The 15,356-nt window shown below is 62.0% G+C and carries 12 protein-coding genes; 11 read left to right on the top strand and 1 reads right to left on the bottom strand.

Features of this window, described 5'->3' with window-relative positions:
* Positions 1 to 251 precede the first annotated feature (251 nt).
* The 9 genes from IWX87_RS02105 (at position 252) to IWX87_RS02065 (ending at position 11,349) form a co-directional block, all read left to right on the top strand.
* A complete protein-coding gene (locus IWX87_RS02105; protein WP_196861869.1) occupies positions 252 to 2,198 on the top strand; it encodes a long-chain fatty acid--CoA ligase in 1,947 nt (648 codons plus the stop codon).
* A gap of 12 nt (positions 2,199 to 2,210) precedes the next feature.
* The gene (locus IWX87_RS02100) at positions 2,211 to 2,996 is read left to right on the top strand and encodes an ABC transporter ATP-binding protein (protein WP_196861868.1); all 786 of its coding nucleotides are present in this window, start codon (positions 2,211 to 2,213) and stop codon (positions 2,994 to 2,996) included.
* Positions 2,997 to 3,169: 173 nt separating this feature from the next.
* Positions 3,170 to 4,099, top strand: coding sequence for a branched-chain amino acid ABC transporter permease (locus tag IWX87_RS02095; protein WP_196861867.1), 930 nt, complete (start codon positions 3,170 to 3,172; stop codon positions 4,097 to 4,099).
* 26 nt (positions 4,100 to 4,125) lie between these two features.
* A complete protein-coding gene (locus IWX87_RS02090; RefSeq protein ID WP_196861866.1) occupies positions 4,126 to 5,202 on the top strand; it encodes a branched-chain amino acid ABC transporter permease in 1,077 nt (358 codons plus the stop codon).
* 66 nt (positions 5,203 to 5,268) lie between these two features.
* Positions 5,269 to 6,597 (top strand): ABC transporter substrate-binding protein, encoded by a 1,329-nt coding sequence (locus tag IWX87_RS02085; RefSeq protein WP_196861865.1) that lies wholly within the window; start codon positions 5,269 to 5,271, stop codon positions 6,595 to 6,597.
* Between the two features lie 123 nt (positions 6,598 to 6,720).
* A complete protein-coding gene (locus IWX87_RS02080) occupies positions 6,721 to 7,530 on the top strand; it encodes an ABC transporter ATP-binding protein (RefSeq protein ID WP_196861864.1) in 810 nt (269 codons plus the stop codon).
* A gap of 312 nt (positions 7,531 to 7,842) precedes the next feature.
* Positions 7,843 to 9,093 carry a phenylacetate--CoA ligase family protein gene (locus IWX87_RS02075; RefSeq protein ID WP_196861863.1) on the top strand — a complete coding sequence of 417 codons (1,251 nt, stop codon included), beginning with the start codon at positions 7,843 to 7,845 and terminating at the stop codon, positions 9,091 to 9,093.
* 114 nt (positions 9,094 to 9,207) lie between these two features.
* Positions 9,208 to 10,197, top strand: a complete 990-nt coding sequence (locus tag IWX87_RS02070; RefSeq protein ID WP_196861862.1) for a tripartite tricarboxylate transporter substrate-binding protein — start codon at positions 9,208 to 9,210, stop codon at positions 10,195 to 10,197.
* A gap of 198 nt (positions 10,198 to 10,395) precedes the next feature.
* A complete protein-coding gene (locus tag IWX87_RS02065) occupies positions 10,396 to 11,349 on the top strand; it encodes a tripartite tricarboxylate transporter substrate binding protein (RefSeq protein ID WP_280757869.1) in 954 nt (317 codons plus the stop codon).
* Positions 11,350 to 11,429: 80 nt separating this feature from the next.
* On the opposite strand, the gene IWX87_RS02060 is transcribed toward IWX87_RS02065, so the two are convergent.
* Positions 11,430 to 11,726 (bottom strand): DUF1840 domain-containing protein, encoded by a 297-nt coding sequence (locus IWX87_RS02060; RefSeq protein WP_196861860.1) that lies wholly within the window; start codon positions 11,724 to 11,726, stop codon positions 11,430 to 11,432.
* A gap of 150 nt (positions 11,727 to 11,876) precedes the next feature.
* Between IWX87_RS02060 and IWX87_RS02055 the strand changes: the two genes are divergently transcribed.
* Entirely contained in the window at positions 11,877 to 12,629 is a 753-nt protein-coding gene (locus IWX87_RS02055; protein WP_196861859.1) for a 2OG-Fe dioxygenase family protein, read from the top strand.
* A gap of 168 nt (positions 12,630 to 12,797) precedes the next feature.
* Positions 12,798 to 15,293 (top strand): bifunctional salicylyl-CoA 5-hydroxylase/oxidoreductase, encoded by a 2,496-nt coding sequence (locus IWX87_RS02050; protein ID WP_196861858.1) that lies wholly within the window; start codon positions 12,798 to 12,800, stop codon positions 15,291 to 15,293.
* The last annotated feature ends 63 nt before the right edge of the window (positions 15,294 to 15,356 follow it).

Here is a 15,356-nt window from a genome sequence, read left to right as displayed (position 1 = left end):
GATTTATTGTCAATTAAAAACCTCCGGCCGACGTGGCCTCAGCGGCGCATTGCCCCGCAACCCCGAATGCGCATGGCTTTGCATGTCGGCAACTTCATTGGCCAAAAGCGGCTAACCCCGGGCTGTCCCCACTAGGACTTACCCGTAAATTGTCGTTGCAACGACACCAGGGCGTCAAACGCAGTCCTAATATTCGATACACAACAGCCGACTTTCTTAAACAGTCGGCCCCACACGGAGACACGGACCGGATGCAGACCACATTTCCCCAATTGCTGCTCAAACATGCCGCCGAGCGCCCGGATGCACCGGCCATGCGCGAAAAAGAATACGGCATCTGGCAGGCGCACAGCTGGTCGGCCCTGGCCACCCTGGTCGGCCAGCTGGCCGCCGGGCTGAGCCAGGCTGGCCTCAGGCGCGGCGAACACATGGTGGTGATTGGCGCCAACCGCCCGCGCCTGTATGCCACCATGCTGGCGGTGCAGTCGCTGGGCAGCGTTCCGGTGCCGCTGTACCAGGATGCGGTCGGCGCCGAATGCGTCTTTCCGCTGAACAACGCAGAAGTGCGTTTTGCCATGGTCGAAGACCAGGAGCAGGTCGATAAACTGGTCGAAATCAGGGATCGCTGCCCGCAAATTTCGAACATCTACTATGACGACCCGCGCGGCCTGCGCACTTATGACGAGCCCGGGCTTGATTCGCTTGATGCGCTGATCGACTCAGGCAAGGCCTTCATCGCCCAGAACCCGAACTGGTTTGCGGCTGAAGTCGCCAAGCTCCAGCCGAACGATGTGGCGGCCATGTTTTTCACCTCGGGCACGACCGGCAACCCCAAAGGGGTGGTGCACACCCACAGCACGCTGCTTGACCGCGCCAGCGCCGGCGCCGAATTCGACAAGCTGACAAATGCCGAAGAAGTGCTGGCCTATTTGCCACCCGCCTGGATTGGCCAGAACATCTTCAGCTACGCCCAGTGGCTAGCCTGCGGCTACGTGGTGAACTGCCCCGAGTCGGCCAGCACCGTGACGATCGACCTGAAGGAAATCGGCCCGACCTATTACTTTGCGCCGCCGCGTGTCTTTGAAGGCCTGCTGACCAGCGTGATGATCCGCATGGAAGACGCTGGCGCACTCAAGCGCAAGATGTTCGAGGCTTGCATGAATGTCGCCCGGCGCGTTGGCCCGGCGCGCATGAATGGCGAAGCCGTCGGCAGCCTGGACCGGCTCAAATACGCCATCGGCAACGTGCTGGTCTATGGTCCGCTGCGCAACACCCTGGGCTTCAACCGGGTGCGCGTAGCCTACACCGCCGGCGAAGCCATTGGCCCCGACCTGTTCAGCTTTTACCGCTCGATCGGCATCAACCTCAAACAGCTTTACGGCTCGACCGAAACCGCCGTATTTGTCTGCCTGCAGCCCGACAACCAGGCGCGCGCCGACACTGTGGGCGTGCCAATTCGCGGCGTCCAGATCAAAGTCGCCGACAACGGCGAGATCATGGTCAAGTCGGCCGGCCTGCTCAAGGAATACTACAAAAACCCGACAGCCACCGCCGAGGTGCTGACCGCCGACGGCTGGTACCACACCAGCGACGCCGGCTTCCTGGATGCGCACGGCCACCTCAAAATCATCGACCGCGTCAAGGACGTTGGCCGCATCAAGGGCGGGCCTAACGACGGCGCCATGTTTGCGCCCAAATACGTCGAGAACAAGCTCAAGTTCTTCCCCTTCATCAAGGAAGTCGTGGCGCTGGGCGACGGCCGCGACCGCGTTTGCGTCATGGTCAACATCGACTTCGATGCGGTCGGCAACTGGGCCGAGCGGCGCAACCTGCCCTACGCCGGCTACACCGACCTGGCACAAAAGCCCGAGGTCTACCAGCTGATGCAGGAATGCATTGAAAAGGTCAATGCCGACCTGGCCAGCGATGCGCTGCTGGCCGGAAGCCAGGTCAGCCGTTTCCTGATTCTGCACAAGGAACTCGATGCCGACGACGGCGAACTGACGCGGACCAACAAGGTCAAGCGTGGGTTCATTGCCGAAAAATACGGCGTACTGGTCGAGGCGCTGTATGCCGGTAAGGCCGAGCAATACATCGAGACCGTCGTCAAGTTCGAGGACGGCCGCACGGGCAGCGTCAGCGCCACGCTCCAACTGTCGGACGCAAAAACCTTTTCCCAGGTCAAAGCTGCGGCCTGAACAAAAAAAACCATGACAAAAAAGAAGACCGGCGACGTCATCCTGGACGTCAACAACATCAGCCTGCGTTTTGGCGGCGTCAAGGCGCTGACCGACATTTCCTTCAATGTGAAGGAGCATGAAATCCGCTCCATCATCGGCCCCAACGGCGCCGGCAAAAGCTCGATGCTCAATTGCATCAACGGCGTCTACACGCCGCAGGAAGGCTCGATCACCTTTCGCGGCCAGAAGTTTTCACACATGTCCTCGCGCCAGGTGGCCGAAATGGGTGTGGCCCGCACGTTCCAGAACCTGGCGCTGTTCAAGGGCATGAGCGTGATCGACAACATCATGACCGGGCGCAACCTGAAGATCAAAAGCAACATCTTTCTGCAGGCGCTGCGCATCGGCCCTGCCGAGCGCGAGGAAACACGCCACCGTGAATATGTCGAAGGCATCATCGACTTTCTGGAAATCCAGGCTTTTCGCAAGACGCCGGTTGGCCAGTTGCCCTATGGTCTGCAAAAACGCGTCGATCTGGGGCGCGCGCTGGCGATGGAGCCGCAGGTGCTGCTGCTGGACGAGCCGATGGCCGGCATGAACGTCGAGGAAAAGCAGGACATGTGCCGCTTCATCCTCGACGTGAACGAGGAATTCGGCACCACCATCGTGCTGATCGAGCACGACATGGGCGTGGTGATGGACATTTCCGACCGTGTCGTGGTGCTCGACTACGGCAAGAAGATTGGCGACGGCGAGCCCGAAGAAGTCCGCGCCAACCCGGACGTGATCAGCGCCTACCTCGGCACCAGCCATTGATATGACCCCGATACATGCCCCCACGCTTGCCACTTCGTGTGCTGCGCTGCCCCCCGAGGGGGCCGCTGCGCCTGCGGTCTGGCAAAGCCAGTCCCGCGGCCCCTGCTGGTGGGAAACGGATGCCATCACGCTTGCTGCGCTGCTCCGCACTGAATCTTTAGGAGTTTGATTTCATGGCATTTTTTCTTGAAACCCTGATTGGCGGCCTGATGGCCGGCATGCTGTATTCGCTGGTGGCGCTCGGCTTTGTGCTGATCTACAAGGCGTCGGGCGTGTTCAACTTTGCGCAGGGCGCGATGGTGCTGTTTGCGGCGCTGGCGATGGCCCGGTTCTCGGAGTGGATTCCGAAGTGGACCGGCATCGACAACCTGATCGTCGCCAACCTGATCGCCTTCGCGATTGCCGCCGTGCTGATGTTCGTCGTCGCCTGGCTGATCGAGCGGCTGGTGCTGCGCCACCTGGTCAACCAGGAAGGCGCGACGCTGCTGATGGCCACACTGGGCATTGCCTATTTCCTCGAAGGCCTGGGCCAGACCTTGTTCGGCAGCAACATCTACAAGATCGACATCGGCATGCCGAAAGACCCGGTCTTCCTGCTGGACTCGGTGTTTCCGGGCGGCATCCTGGTCAACAAGGAAGACGTGATTGCCGCCGCCATCGCGGCTGCCATGGTCATCTTGCTGAGCATCTTTTTCCAGAAAACCACCACCGGCCGCGCCCTGCGCGCCGTGGCCGATGACCACCAGGCGGCGCAGTCCATCGGCATTCCGCTGAACCGCATCTGGGTCATCGTCTGGTGCGTCGCCGGCGTCGTGGCGCTGGTGTCCGGAATGATCTGGGGCTCCAAACTGGGCGTGCAATTTTCGCTGACGACGATTGCACTGCGCGCCCTGCCAGTGGTGATTCTGGGCGGCCTGACCTCGGTGCCGGGCGCCATTCTGGGCGGGCTGATCATCGGCGTCGGCGAGAAGCTGTCCGAGGTCTACCTCGGCCCGTATGTCGGCGGCGGCATCGAGATCTGGTTCGCCTATGTGCTGGCACTGGTGTTCCTGTTGTTCCGTCCGCAGGGGCTGTTCGGCGAGAAGATCATCGATCGCGTCTGAACTGACAAGAAGAACAAGGAACCCACATGCTCTACCGCGAAAACGGCCAGTTCAAGACCACCTACCGGGCTGACCAGCAGATCTTCCCGATCACGCAGGACCGCATTGCCATCGGCCTGGTGCTGCTGTTTGCCTTTGTCGCCGTGCCGCTGATGGCCAGCGACTACCTTTACGCCTCGATTTTGATTCCGCTGGTCATCATGTCGCTGGCGGCGATCGGGGTGAACATCCTGGTCGGCTACTGCGGCCAGATCTCGCTGGGATCGGGTGCCTTCATGGCGGTCGGGGCTTACGGCGCCTACAACTTTTTCGTGCGCATTCCAGGCATGCCGCTGATCCCGACGGTCATATTGGGCGGGTTTTGCGCCATGGCCTTTGGCATTTTGTTTGGCCTGCCGAGCCTGCGCGTCAAGGGCCTGTACCTTGCCGTGGCCACGCTGGCGGCGCAGTTCTTCAGCGACTGGATGTTTTTGCGCATCAAGTGGCTGACCAACGATTCGGCATCGGGCTCGGTGTCGGTCACCGGATTGCAGGTGTTCGGCCTGCCAATCCAGAGTCCGGCATCCAAGTACCTGCTGTGCTTGAGCATCCTGGTGATCGTCGCGCTGCTGGCCAAAAACCTGGTGCGCGGTGCCATCGGCCGCGAATGGATGGCCATTCGTGACATGGACGTAGCCGCTTCCGTTATTGGCATCCGGCCGATGTACGCCAAGCTCAGCGCCTTTGCCGTCAGTTCGTTCATCATCGGCATGGCTGGCGCGCTATGGGCTTTTGTGTACCTGGGCTCCTGGGAGCCAGCAGCCTTTTCCGTCGAAATTTCGTTTCGCCTCCTGTTCATGGTGATCATCGGCGGCCTGGGCTCAATCATGGGCGCGTTCTTTGGCGCGGCATTCATCGTTGTGCTGCCGATTGCACTGAACCGCTTTTTGCCGGCCTTCATGGGACTGTTCGGCATCGATATTTCGACCGCTGGCGTGTCGCATGCCGAACTGATGATTTTTGGCGGGCTGATCGTCTGGTTCCTGATTGTCGAGCCGCACGGCCTGGCCCGGCTGTGGTCCATGGGCAAACAGAAACTGCGCCTCTGGCCTTTCCCCCACTGACTGCATTCATAGCAGGACCCTCGTTTTTTCACCGTGCTTCCACATTTTTATTCCAAGGAGACATCCATGAAGCTTTCGAAACTCGTGATTGCCGCGACCGTGCTCGCCGCTGGGGCGGCGTCGCTGTCCACCAGTGCTTTTGCGCAGGCCAAGGAGCAGTTCTTCCCGCTGCTGTCCTACCGCACCGGCCCCTACGCGCCCAACGGCACGCCCTGGGCCAATGGCAAGCAGGACTACATCAAGATGGTCAATGCGCGCGACGGCGGCATCAACGGCGTCAAGCTGACGTTTGAAGAATGCGAAACCGGCTACGCCACCGACCGCGGCGTGGAATGCTACGAGCGCCTGAAAAACAGGCCCGGCGTGGCGCTGATCGACCCGCAGGCCACCGGCATCACCTTTGCGCTGACCGAAAAAGTTCCGACCGACAAAATCCCGCTGGTCACGCTGGGCTACGGCCTGTCGGTGGCGCAGGACGGCCAGGCCTTCAAGTGGAACTTCCCGCTGATGGGCAGCTACTGGACCGCCGCCGACATCCTGATCCAGCACATCGGCAAAAACGCCGGTGGCCTGGACAAGCTCAAGGGCAAAAAGATTGCGCTGGTCTACCACGACAGCCCGTTCGGCAAGGAGCCGATTCCGCTGTTGCAGGAACGCGCCAAGATGCACGGCTTCGAGTTGCAGCTGCTGCCGGTGACGGCGCCCGGCGTCGAGCAAAAGGCCGCCTGGCTGCAGGTGCGCCAGGCCAAGCCTGACTATGTGCTGCTGTGGGGCTGGGGCGTGATGAATTCCACCGCGCTGAAGGAAGCGCAGGCAACCGGCTTTCCGCGCGAGAAACTGTATGGCGTGTGGTGGGCCGGCGCAGAGCCCGATGTGCGTGACGTGGGCGAAGGCGCCAAGGGCTACCAGGCGCTGGCGCTCAATGGCTCGGGCCAGGAATCCAAGGTCATGCAGGACATCCTCAAGCTGGTGCATGAAAAGGGCCAGGGCACGGGTCCAAAGGACGAAGTCGGCTCGGTGCTCTACATGCGCGGTGCGATCATCCAGATGCTGAGCATCGAGGCCGTGCGCCGCGCGCAGGAGCGCTTCGGCAAGGGCAAGGTCATGACCGGCGAGCAGGTGCGCTGGGGCCTGGAAAACCTGAACCTCGACCAGAAAAGGCTTGACGCCTTGGGCTTTGCCGGCGTGATGCGCCCGATCTCCACCAGCTGCGCCGACCACATGGGATCGACTTGGGCACGCGTGCAGACCTGGGACGGCAAAAAATGGGCCATGAGCTCTGACTGGTACCAGTCGGATGACCAGATCATCAAGCCTCTGGTGAAGGCAGGCGCCGACAAGTACCTGGCCGACAAGAAGCTGACGCGCCGCGACCCGGCAGACTGCCAGTCCTGACGGGATGGGTCCCTGGCGCGGCAGCAACGTCGCGACAGGGACCTGGCGGCTTCCTTGCGGAGCCGCCAGGCGAGAAGCTTGCGTGCAAGCTTCTCGCCTGGCACAGACACAGAAGAGAAACCTATGGAACCCAAAAAAATCGTTCTCAACGTCAACGGCATCGAGGTCATCTATAACCATGTGATCCTGGTGCTCAAGGGCGTCTCGCTGCAGGTGCCCGAGGGCAAGATCGTCGCCATTCTGGGCGGCAATGGCGCCGGCAAGACCACGACGCTGCGCGCTATTTCCAACCTGCTGCAAGGCGAGCGAGGCGCAGTCACCAAGGGCTCGATCGAACTGCGCGGCGAACGCATAGAGAACCTGTCGCCGGCCGATCTGGTGCAGCGCGGCGTGGTGCAGGTCATGGAAGGCAGGCACTGCTTTGCCCACCTGACCATTGAAGAAAACCTGTTGACCGGCGCCTATACCCGCACCAGCAAGGCTGAAATTGCGGCCAACCTGGAAAAGGTCTACGACTACTTTCCCCGTCTGAAGACGCGGCGCACGTCGCAGGCCGCCTACACCTCGGGCGGCGAGCAGCAGATGTGCGCGATTGGCCGCGCCATCATGACCAACCCGAGCATGGTGCTGCTTGACGAGCCGTCGATGGGCCTGGCCCCGCAGATCGTGGAAGAAGTGTTCAACATCGTCAAAGACCTGAACACCAGGGAAAAAGTCACTTTTTTGCTGGCCGAGCAGAACACCAACATGGCGCTGAAGTATTCCGACTATGGCTACATCATGGAATCGGGCCGCGTGGTGATGGACGGCATTGCCAGCGACCTGGCCAATAACGAGGACGTGAAAGAGTTCTACCTCGGCGTCGGCGGCGGTGAACGCAAAAGTTTCAAGGACGTGAAAAGCTACAAGCGCCGCAAGCGCTGGCTGGCCTGATGTTGCCCCCACGGTCGCCCACTGCGTGTGGCTCCCTGCCCCCCGAGGGGGCCGCTGCGCCTGCGGTCTGGCGAAGCCAGTCCCGCGGCCCCTGCTGGCTTAGAACGATATCGCTCCTACGTTTGTCGATTCCCGGACTGCGCTGTCTTCTCCTAGAGGGCTGGCACATGCATACCTCTTTTTCCACCTGGTTTTTCTCCTTCTCCGCTGGGAGAAGCTTGGAATGGGGGCCTCCCCGAATCCGGTTCGGGCTCGCCAGATGCTTCTAACACCGTCCGCCTGCGTGCTTTAACCTTTAACCCAATACCTTTCATGACATCACTCCACATGGATGCGCTGGAAACCCGCGCCCCAGCCGAACGCGAAGCCGCGTTGCTGGCCGCCCTGCCTGCGCAGATTGCCCATGCGCGCAGCGCTTCATCCGCGTTTGCCGAAATTCTGGCGGGTATCGATCCGGCTGCAATCACCAGCCGCACCGCGCTGGCCACGCTGCCCGTCACGCGCAAGTCCGACCTGCTGGCGCGTCAGCAGGCCAGACGTGCTGAAAACGTGTTCGGCGGCTTCAGCACCTTGGGCTTTGGCGCTGCCATGCCGCGCGTCTTTTCGAGCCCCGGTCCGATGTACGAGCCGGAAGGCACGCGCCGCGACTATTGGCGCATGGCACGCGCACTGTTTGCGGCGGGCTTCAGGCCAGGCGAGCTGGTTCACAACTGCTTCAGCTACCACTTCGTACCGGCCGGCTCCATGATGGAAAGCGGCGCGCACGCGCTGGGCTGCAGCGTGTTTCCCGGCGGCACCGGCCAGACCGAACAGCAGGTCCAGGCCATGGCCGAACTCAAGCCTGCGGGCTACATCGGCACGCCAAGTTTCCTGAAAATCATTGTCGAAAAAGCCGCTGAAATGAAAGTCGCGTTGCCCAGCGTGACCAAGGCGCTGGTGTCGGCCGAGGCTTTTCCACCCAGCCTGCGCGACTGGCTGGCCGAACGCGGCATTGCCGGCTACCAGTGCTACGCCACTGCCGACCTGGGGCTGATCGCCTATGAAACTGAAGCGCGCGAAGGCCTGGTGGTTGACGAGGGCGTGATCGTTGAAATTGTCCGTCCGGGTACCGGCGACCCGGTGCTTGAGGGCGAAGTCGGCGAGCTGGTCGTGACCACGCTGAACCCCGACTATCCGCTGATCCGCTTTGGCACCGGCGACCTGTCGGCGGTGCTGCCGGGCCAATGCCCGAGCGGTCGCACCAACACCCGCATCAAGGGCTGGATGGGCCGTGCCGACCAGACCACCAAGGTGCGCGGCATGTTTGTGCATCCAGCGCAAGTCGCCGAGATTGCCCGGCGTTTTCCCGAAGTCATCAAGGCCCGGCTGGTGGTCAGCGGCGAAATGGCAAACGACAGCATGTGCCTGCGGGTGGAGACCCGTTCTTCACCGGCAGGGCTGGACCAGCGCATCAGCGACGCCATTCGCGACGTGACCAAACTGCGCGGCACGGTAGAGCTGCTGGTTCCCGGCAGCTTGCCCAACGACGGCAAGGTCATTGAAGACGCTCGCAGCTACAAATAGCGAACACAGGGGATTCCCTTGTAAGTAGTTCCCGCGATATGCGACACAAAATGATCTCTTAGACTCATCTGGTCAAGAGTTCCACCCTATCCACTTATTCGCCTGGAGACGTTCATGAAACGCCTGTTAGTTCTTGCTGTGGCAGCAGCTGCCTTCTTCTCGGTCAGCGCCCAAACCTTTCCGGGCAGCAAGCCCATCACCTTCGTCGTGCCCTTTGCCGCAGGCGGCCCGACCGACCGCGTGGCGCGTGATCTGGCCGAAGCCATGCGCAAGTCAATGGGGGGCGGCGCCAACTTCGTGGTGGAAAACGTCAATGGTGCCGGCGGTACCATCGGCGCCAACAAGGCTGCCAAGGCAGCGCCCGACGGCCACACGCTGCTGCTGCACCACATCGGCATGGCGGCTGCGCCCGGCCTGTACCGCAAACTGCAGTACAAACCGCTGGAAGATTTCGAATACCTCGGCATGATCAATGAAGTGCCGATGACGCTGATTGGCAAGCCCCAGATGGAGGCCAACACCTACCGCGATCTGGAAAACTACATTCGCGTCAATGCTGGCAAGCTCAACATCGCGCATGCCGGGCTGGGATCAGCCTCGCACCTGTGCGGCCTGATGTGGCAGTCGGCCATCAATGCCAAGGAACCGATGACCACCATTCCATTCGGTGGCACCGCGCCGGCGATGAATGCACTGGTCGGCGGCCAGGTCGACATGATGTGCGACCAGACCACCAACACCACCGGACAGATCGAAGCCGGTCGCGTCAAGGCCTATGCAGTCACGACCACCAAGCCCCTGACAAACAACAAAGTGCTCAAGGACCTGCCGACCCTGCAGGAAATGGGCTTGAAGGGCTTTGACCTGACGATCTGGCACGGCCTGTACGCACCCAAAGGCACACCGCCTGCCGTGCTGGCGCAGATCAACGCTGCGCTGAAGAAAGCGCTGAAAGACCCTGACTTCATCCAGAAGCAGGAAGGCCTGGGCGCCGTGTTGGTGGCCGACAACCGTGTCGAGCCTGCTGCGCACAAGGCCTTCGTGACGTCCCAAATCAACAAGCTCAAGCCGGTGATTGAAGCCGCCGGCAAATTCGCCGACTGATCGCTCCCGACCCGCTGCATTGCAAAGCCGCCCGGCGAAAGCCAAGCGGCTTTTTCATTGGTGCCCGGATTAACCCTGTTGAAACTGCGGCCGGTCACCGCTAAGGTGGATGCTGGACTATTTACGGAGACCCTGTTGACACCAATTTTCAAGCCAAATCGCCGCTCTGCGCTCGCATACACTGCACTTGTAGCTACTATTTTCGTAGCAAACCCGGTCTTGAGCCAGACGACATGGCCGACCCGCCCGGTCAAGATCATCGTGCCGTTTGCACCGGGCGGCACCACCGACATCATGGCCCGCGCCATGGCACCCGAGTTGCAGAATGCCTTTGGCCAGCCCTTTGTAGTGGAAAACCGCGCCGGTGCGGGCGGCAACATTGGCGCCGACGTGGTGGCCAGGGCGGCGCCCGACGGCTACACGCTGCTGATGGGAACCGTCGGCACGCACGGCATCAACAAGTCGCTGTACAGCCGCATGACGTTTGACCCGCAAAAGGACTTTGCGCCCATCACGCTGGTGGCCGGCGTTCCCAATGTCATGGTCGTGAACGCTGAAAAAGCCAAGGCAGCCGGCATCAACAACGTCGCTGACTTCATCCGTGTGGCCAAGGCCAATCCGGGAAAGCTCAACATGGCGTCGAGCGGCAATGGCACCTCGATCCACATGGCAGGCGAGCTGTTCAAGACCATGAGCGGTACCTACATGATCCACTTTCCCTACGGCGGCTCAAGCCCGGCGCTGATGTCACTGGCATCCGGCGACATGGACGTGATGTTCGACAACCTGCCGTCGTCGATGCAGCTGATCAAGTCGGGCCGGCTCAAGGCGCTGGCCGTGACCAGCGCGCAGCGCTCCCCCGCGCTGCCCGACGTGCCAACGGTCGAGGAAGCCGGCGGCCCGGCGTTCAAAGGCTTCGAGGCCAGTTCCTGGTTCGGCCTGCTGGCGCCTGCAGGCACACCGCCTGACATCATCAGCCGCATCCAGCAGGAAGCGGCCAAGTCGCTGAAAACACCGGCCATCAAGGAAAAACTGCTCGCGCAGGGTGCCGTTCCCGGTGGCAACACGCCCGCGCAGTTCACAGACTTCATCAATGCCGAGCACAAGAAATGGGCGCAGGTGGTGAAAACCTCAGGCGCCAAGGTCGATTGACGCGGCACTTGCCACCAGACGCAGAAAAAGCCCCGTTGCCGGGGCTTTTTCAATTCACCGCAGTGGCGGCCCGAGCATGCTCAAACGCCCCAGACCACTTCCTGGCTTGCCTGGATGTTCCAGCGCAGCATGTCGATGAAGGGCTTGGCGCGCTGGTGCAGTCCAACGCCTTCGGGCACGCCATCGCCGTCCTTGTCGTCACCCGACTCTTCGAGCTTGATCGCGGCTTCAAGCGCCTTGATGGCGGCAGGCATCTGCTCGGGCAGGATAATGCCGCGCGGGCCAGGCGTCTTGCCGATGATTTCCAGCATCTGCCGGCCATTGGGCTCCAGCATGATCACATCACCCATATTTTTTGACTTGAATCTGTACAGCATCGAATACGCCTCCTGAGGTTGAAACACTGGTGTGATTATCCGCAGCTTCTGCGCACGTGTATGTAGGTGGCTGCCATGTCACGCAGCGGCCAGCGGGCCTTGCCAGGCGGGCGCCCTTCAGGCTGCCGGTCATCGCGCAAAATAGCGGCTATGTTCAATATTGTCACCGTCCAAAAACCCGCCGACCAGTCGCTTCGCCAGGACGGGCTGAGCCTGCTGCTACCGGCTGATTTCTATGCCAGCCTGATGCTTGAGGCGCCGCAGTGGCAGCAAGGCTGGGATGCGCTGAGCACTTCCTGGGACCGGCTGCCAACCGATGCGCACCTGAAGGATGGTGGCAATTACCGGCGCCGCCGCCATGCCTGCTTTATCCAGAACCTGGACAGCAACGCGCTTGCGCAAACGCCGCACCGGGCGCACTGGCAGCCGCTGGACTACAACGCGCTGCATGGCGGCTTCGAGCGCTGGTTCGACCCGGTCGAGGCGGCCGTCGCCGAAGCACCCGCGTGGCGGGAACTGCTGGCCAGCCTGGGCCGGCTGTTTGCCCAAGTCAGGGCGGTGCCACGCTGGCACATCGAAGCGCACCAGTTCCGCATCGACACCACCGAGGGCGTGGGCCGGCCGACGCCCGAGGGCGCGCACCGCGACGGCGTGGATTTTGTCGTCGTGTTGCTGGTGGCGCGGCGCGGCGTCAAGGGTGGCGAAACCCGCGTCTTCGATGCCCACGGCCCGCACGGCATGCGTTTTTTGATGGAGGAGCCGCTGACGGCGCTGCTTATGGATGACGAACGTGTGATCCACGAAACCACGCCGATTTTCCCGGCCGACGGCCAGGACCGTCAGGGCGGCGTGCGCGACACACTGGTGCTGACCTACCGGGCTAAGGGCTTCCAGGCGCCCTGACAGGCCGTGCGCCTGCATCGCCAGGCGTCCATTTTCATTTCCATCTCCATTTCCATTTTATTTCCTGCATGTCCGCAAGCCCCGCGCGGGGCTGCCGTAAACCCGCTTGACGAATTTACTTTAACCTTAAACAATTAAGGCTAGATCAATTCACGAGGCACGCATTGCATGCACATCCTTTGCCTGGGCGGCGGTCCCGCCGGTTTGTATTTCAGCCTGCTGATGAAGCGGCAAGACCCGTCCCTCCAGGTCACGGTGGTTGAGCGCAACCGCCCTTTCGACACCTTTGGCTGGGGCGTGGTGCTGTCAGACCAGACGCTGGCCAATCTGCAGTCCGCCGACCCGGACAGTGCGAAACTGATTGGTGACGCGTTCAACCACTGGGACGACGTCGAGATGTTCTTCAAGGGCACCGCAGTGCGCTCGGGCGGCCACGGCTTTTGCGGTATCGGCCGCAAGCGGCTGCTCAACATCCTGCAGGACCGTTGCCTGGCGCTCGGCGTTGATCTGGTGTTCGAGACCGACGTGAGCGACGACCAGGCAATCGCGGCGCAGTACAACGCCGACCTGGTCATTGCCTGCGACGGCCTGAACAGCCGCATCCGCAGCCGCTATGCCGACACCTTCCAGCCCGATGTGGAATTGCGCAACTGCCGCTTTGTCTGGCTGGGCACAAAGCAGACGTTTGACGCTTTCACCTTTGCTTTCGAGCAGACCGAGCACGGCTGGTTTGCCGCCCATGCCTACCAGTTCGACGCCACCACCTCGACCTTCATCGTCGAAACGCCCGAAGCCGTCTGGAAGGCACACGGTCTGGACCAGATGAGCCAGCAAGACGGCATTGCGTTTTGCGAACGCCTTTTTGCCAAATACCTGAATGGCCACCCGCTGATGAACAACGCCACGCATGTGCGCGGCTCGGCCATCTGGATCCGCTTTCCGCGCGTGGTCTGCGGGCGCTGGGTGCACCATGAAACCCTACACGGCAAACGTGTGCCCATCGTGCTGATGGGCGACGCGGCGCACACCGCGCATTTTTCGATTGGCAGCGGCACCAAGCTGGCGCTTGAAGACGCCATCGAGCTGGCGCGCTGCTTTGCAGCGCACCCCGAAACTGACGACGCGCTGCAGGCGTACGAAGCGCTGCGCTCGATCGAGGTGCTGAAAATCCAGAACGCCGCTCGCAATTCGACCGAATGGTTTGAAAACGTCGAACGCTACAGCGGCCTGGAAGCCGAGCAGTTCTTCTATTCAATGATGACGCGCTCGCAGCGCATCAGCCACGAAAACCTGCGCGTGCGCGACGCCGCCTGGCTGCAGGACTATGAGCAGTGGCTGGCAGGAATGACCCCCACGCTTCCCACTTCGTGTGGTTCGCTGCCCCCCGAGGGGGCCGCTGCGCCTGCGGTCTGGCAAAGCCAGTCCCGCGGCCCCGTCTTGGAAAATAAGGCTTCGTCGGATGGCGGCCCTCGAAAGGCTAAGGACGAACGGGGAAGTGTGGCGAGCGTTAGGGCCACTCCGCCCCCGCCGATGTTGCTGCCGCTGACAGTGCGCGGTCTGACGCTGAAAAACCGCATCGTCGTCTCCCCCATGGCCATGTACAGCGCGGTCGATGGCGTGCCGCAGGACTTTCACCTGGTGCATCTGGGCGCGCGGGCGCTGGGCGGGGCGGCGCTGGTACTGGTTGAAATGACGTCGCCCGAGCCCGAGGGCCGCATCACGCCGGCCTGCACCGGCTTGTGGAATGACGCGCAAATGGTTGCCTTCAAGCGGATTGCCGATTTTGTCCATGCTGCAGGCACGGGCGCGAAGATCGGCCTGCAACTGGGCCACAGCGGCCCCAAGGGTTCGACGCAGGTGGGCTGGGAATCACCAGATGAACCGGTGCTTGAAGGCAACTGGCCGCTGCTGGCCGCCAGCGCCGTGTCCTATGGTCCGACCAACCAGATGCCGCAGGCCATGACGCACGCCGACATGGCGCGCCTGAAGGACAAGTTTGTGCAGTCCGCACAGCGGGCGGTCGAAGCCGGTTTCGACTGGCTGGAACTGCACTGCGCCCACGGCTACCTGTTGTCGAGCTTCATTACGCCGCTGACCAACCAGCGCGGCGACGACTATGGCGGCAGCCTGGAAAACCGCTGCCGCTACCCGCTTGAAGTGTTCAGCGCGATACGGGCGGTGTGGCCTGCGCACCTGCCGATGAGCGTGCGCATCTCGGCCCACGACTGGGCGCCCGGCGGCAACACCGACGACGATGCCGTGCAGATCGCCCGGCTGTTCAAGGCGGCCGGTTGCGATGTCATCGACGTGTCGTCGGGCCAGACGACGCGCGCGGCCAAACCGATTTACGGACGCATGTACCAGACCCCGTTTGCCGACCGCATCCGCAACGAAGTCGGCATCCAGACAATGGCCGTCGGCGCGATTTCCGAGGCCGACCAGGTCAACAGCATCATTGCCGCCGGCCGCGCCGACCTGTGCGCCATTGCCCGCCCGCACCTGGCCGATCCGGCCTGGACGCTGCATGAAGCAGCCAAACTGCAAAGCCGGCAGGTGGACTGGCCCAAGCCGTATTTGAGCGGCCGGGACCAGCTTTACCGCGAGATTTTCAAGCAAAAAGAGGCTCTGGCGCAGACGGGACCTGCGCAAGCAGCTATCAAATAAGGAGTTTGAAGATCGAAAAGCATTGTCATCCCGGAAGCGTTGCCATCCCGGGCTAGACCCGGG

Origin of the sequence: Polaromonas sp. CG_9.7, from assembly GCF_015752205.1 — a bacterium.
In the GTDB taxonomy this organism is placed as follows: Bacteria; Pseudomonadota; Gammaproteobacteria; order Burkholderiales; family Burkholderiaceae_C; genus Polaromonas.
The sequence above is the reverse complement of the archived record's forward strand: the minus strand, read 5'-3'. Positions and strand labels throughout refer to the sequence as shown.

Excerpts from the sequence above, each read along its gene's own strand:
- IWX87_RS02070 (WP_196861862.1), top strand. The coding sequence starts at position 9,208 with ATGAAACGCCTGTTAGTTCTTGCTGTGGCAGCAGCTGCCTTCTTCTCG.
- IWX87_RS02050 (WP_196861858.1), top strand. The coding sequence starts at position 12,798 with ATGCACATCCTTTGCCTGGGCGGCGGTCCCGCCGGTTTGTATTTCAGC.
- IWX87_RS02055 (WP_196861859.1), top strand. The coding sequence starts at position 11,877 with ATGTTCAATATTGTCACCGTCCAAAAACCCGCCGACCAGTCGCTTCGC.
- IWX87_RS02090 (WP_196861866.1), top strand. The coding sequence starts at position 4,126 with ATGCTCTACCGCGAAAACGGCCAGTTCAAGACCACCTACCGGGCTGAC.
- IWX87_RS02080 (WP_196861864.1), top strand. The coding sequence starts at position 6,721 with ATGGAACCCAAAAAAATCGTTCTCAACGTCAACGGCATCGAGGTCATC.
- IWX87_RS02085 (WP_196861865.1), top strand. The coding sequence starts at position 5,269 with ATGAAGCTTTCGAAACTCGTGATTGCCGCGACCGTGCTCGCCGCTGGG.
- IWX87_RS02105 (WP_196861869.1), top strand. The coding sequence starts at position 252 with ATGCAGACCACATTTCCCCAATTGCTGCTCAAACATGCCGCCGAGCGC.
- IWX87_RS02095 (WP_196861867.1), top strand. The coding sequence starts at position 3,170 with ATGGCATTTTTTCTTGAAACCCTGATTGGCGGCCTGATGGCCGGCATG.
- IWX87_RS02060 (WP_196861860.1), bottom strand. The coding sequence starts at position 11,726 with ATGCTGTACAGATTCAAGTCAAAAAATATGGGTGATGTGATCATGCTG.
- IWX87_RS02100 (WP_196861868.1), top strand. The coding sequence starts at position 2,211 with ATGACAAAAAAGAAGACCGGCGACGTCATCCTGGACGTCAACAACATC.
- IWX87_RS02075 (WP_196861863.1), top strand. The coding sequence starts at position 7,843 with ATGACATCACTCCACATGGATGCGCTGGAAACCCGCGCCCCAGCCGAA.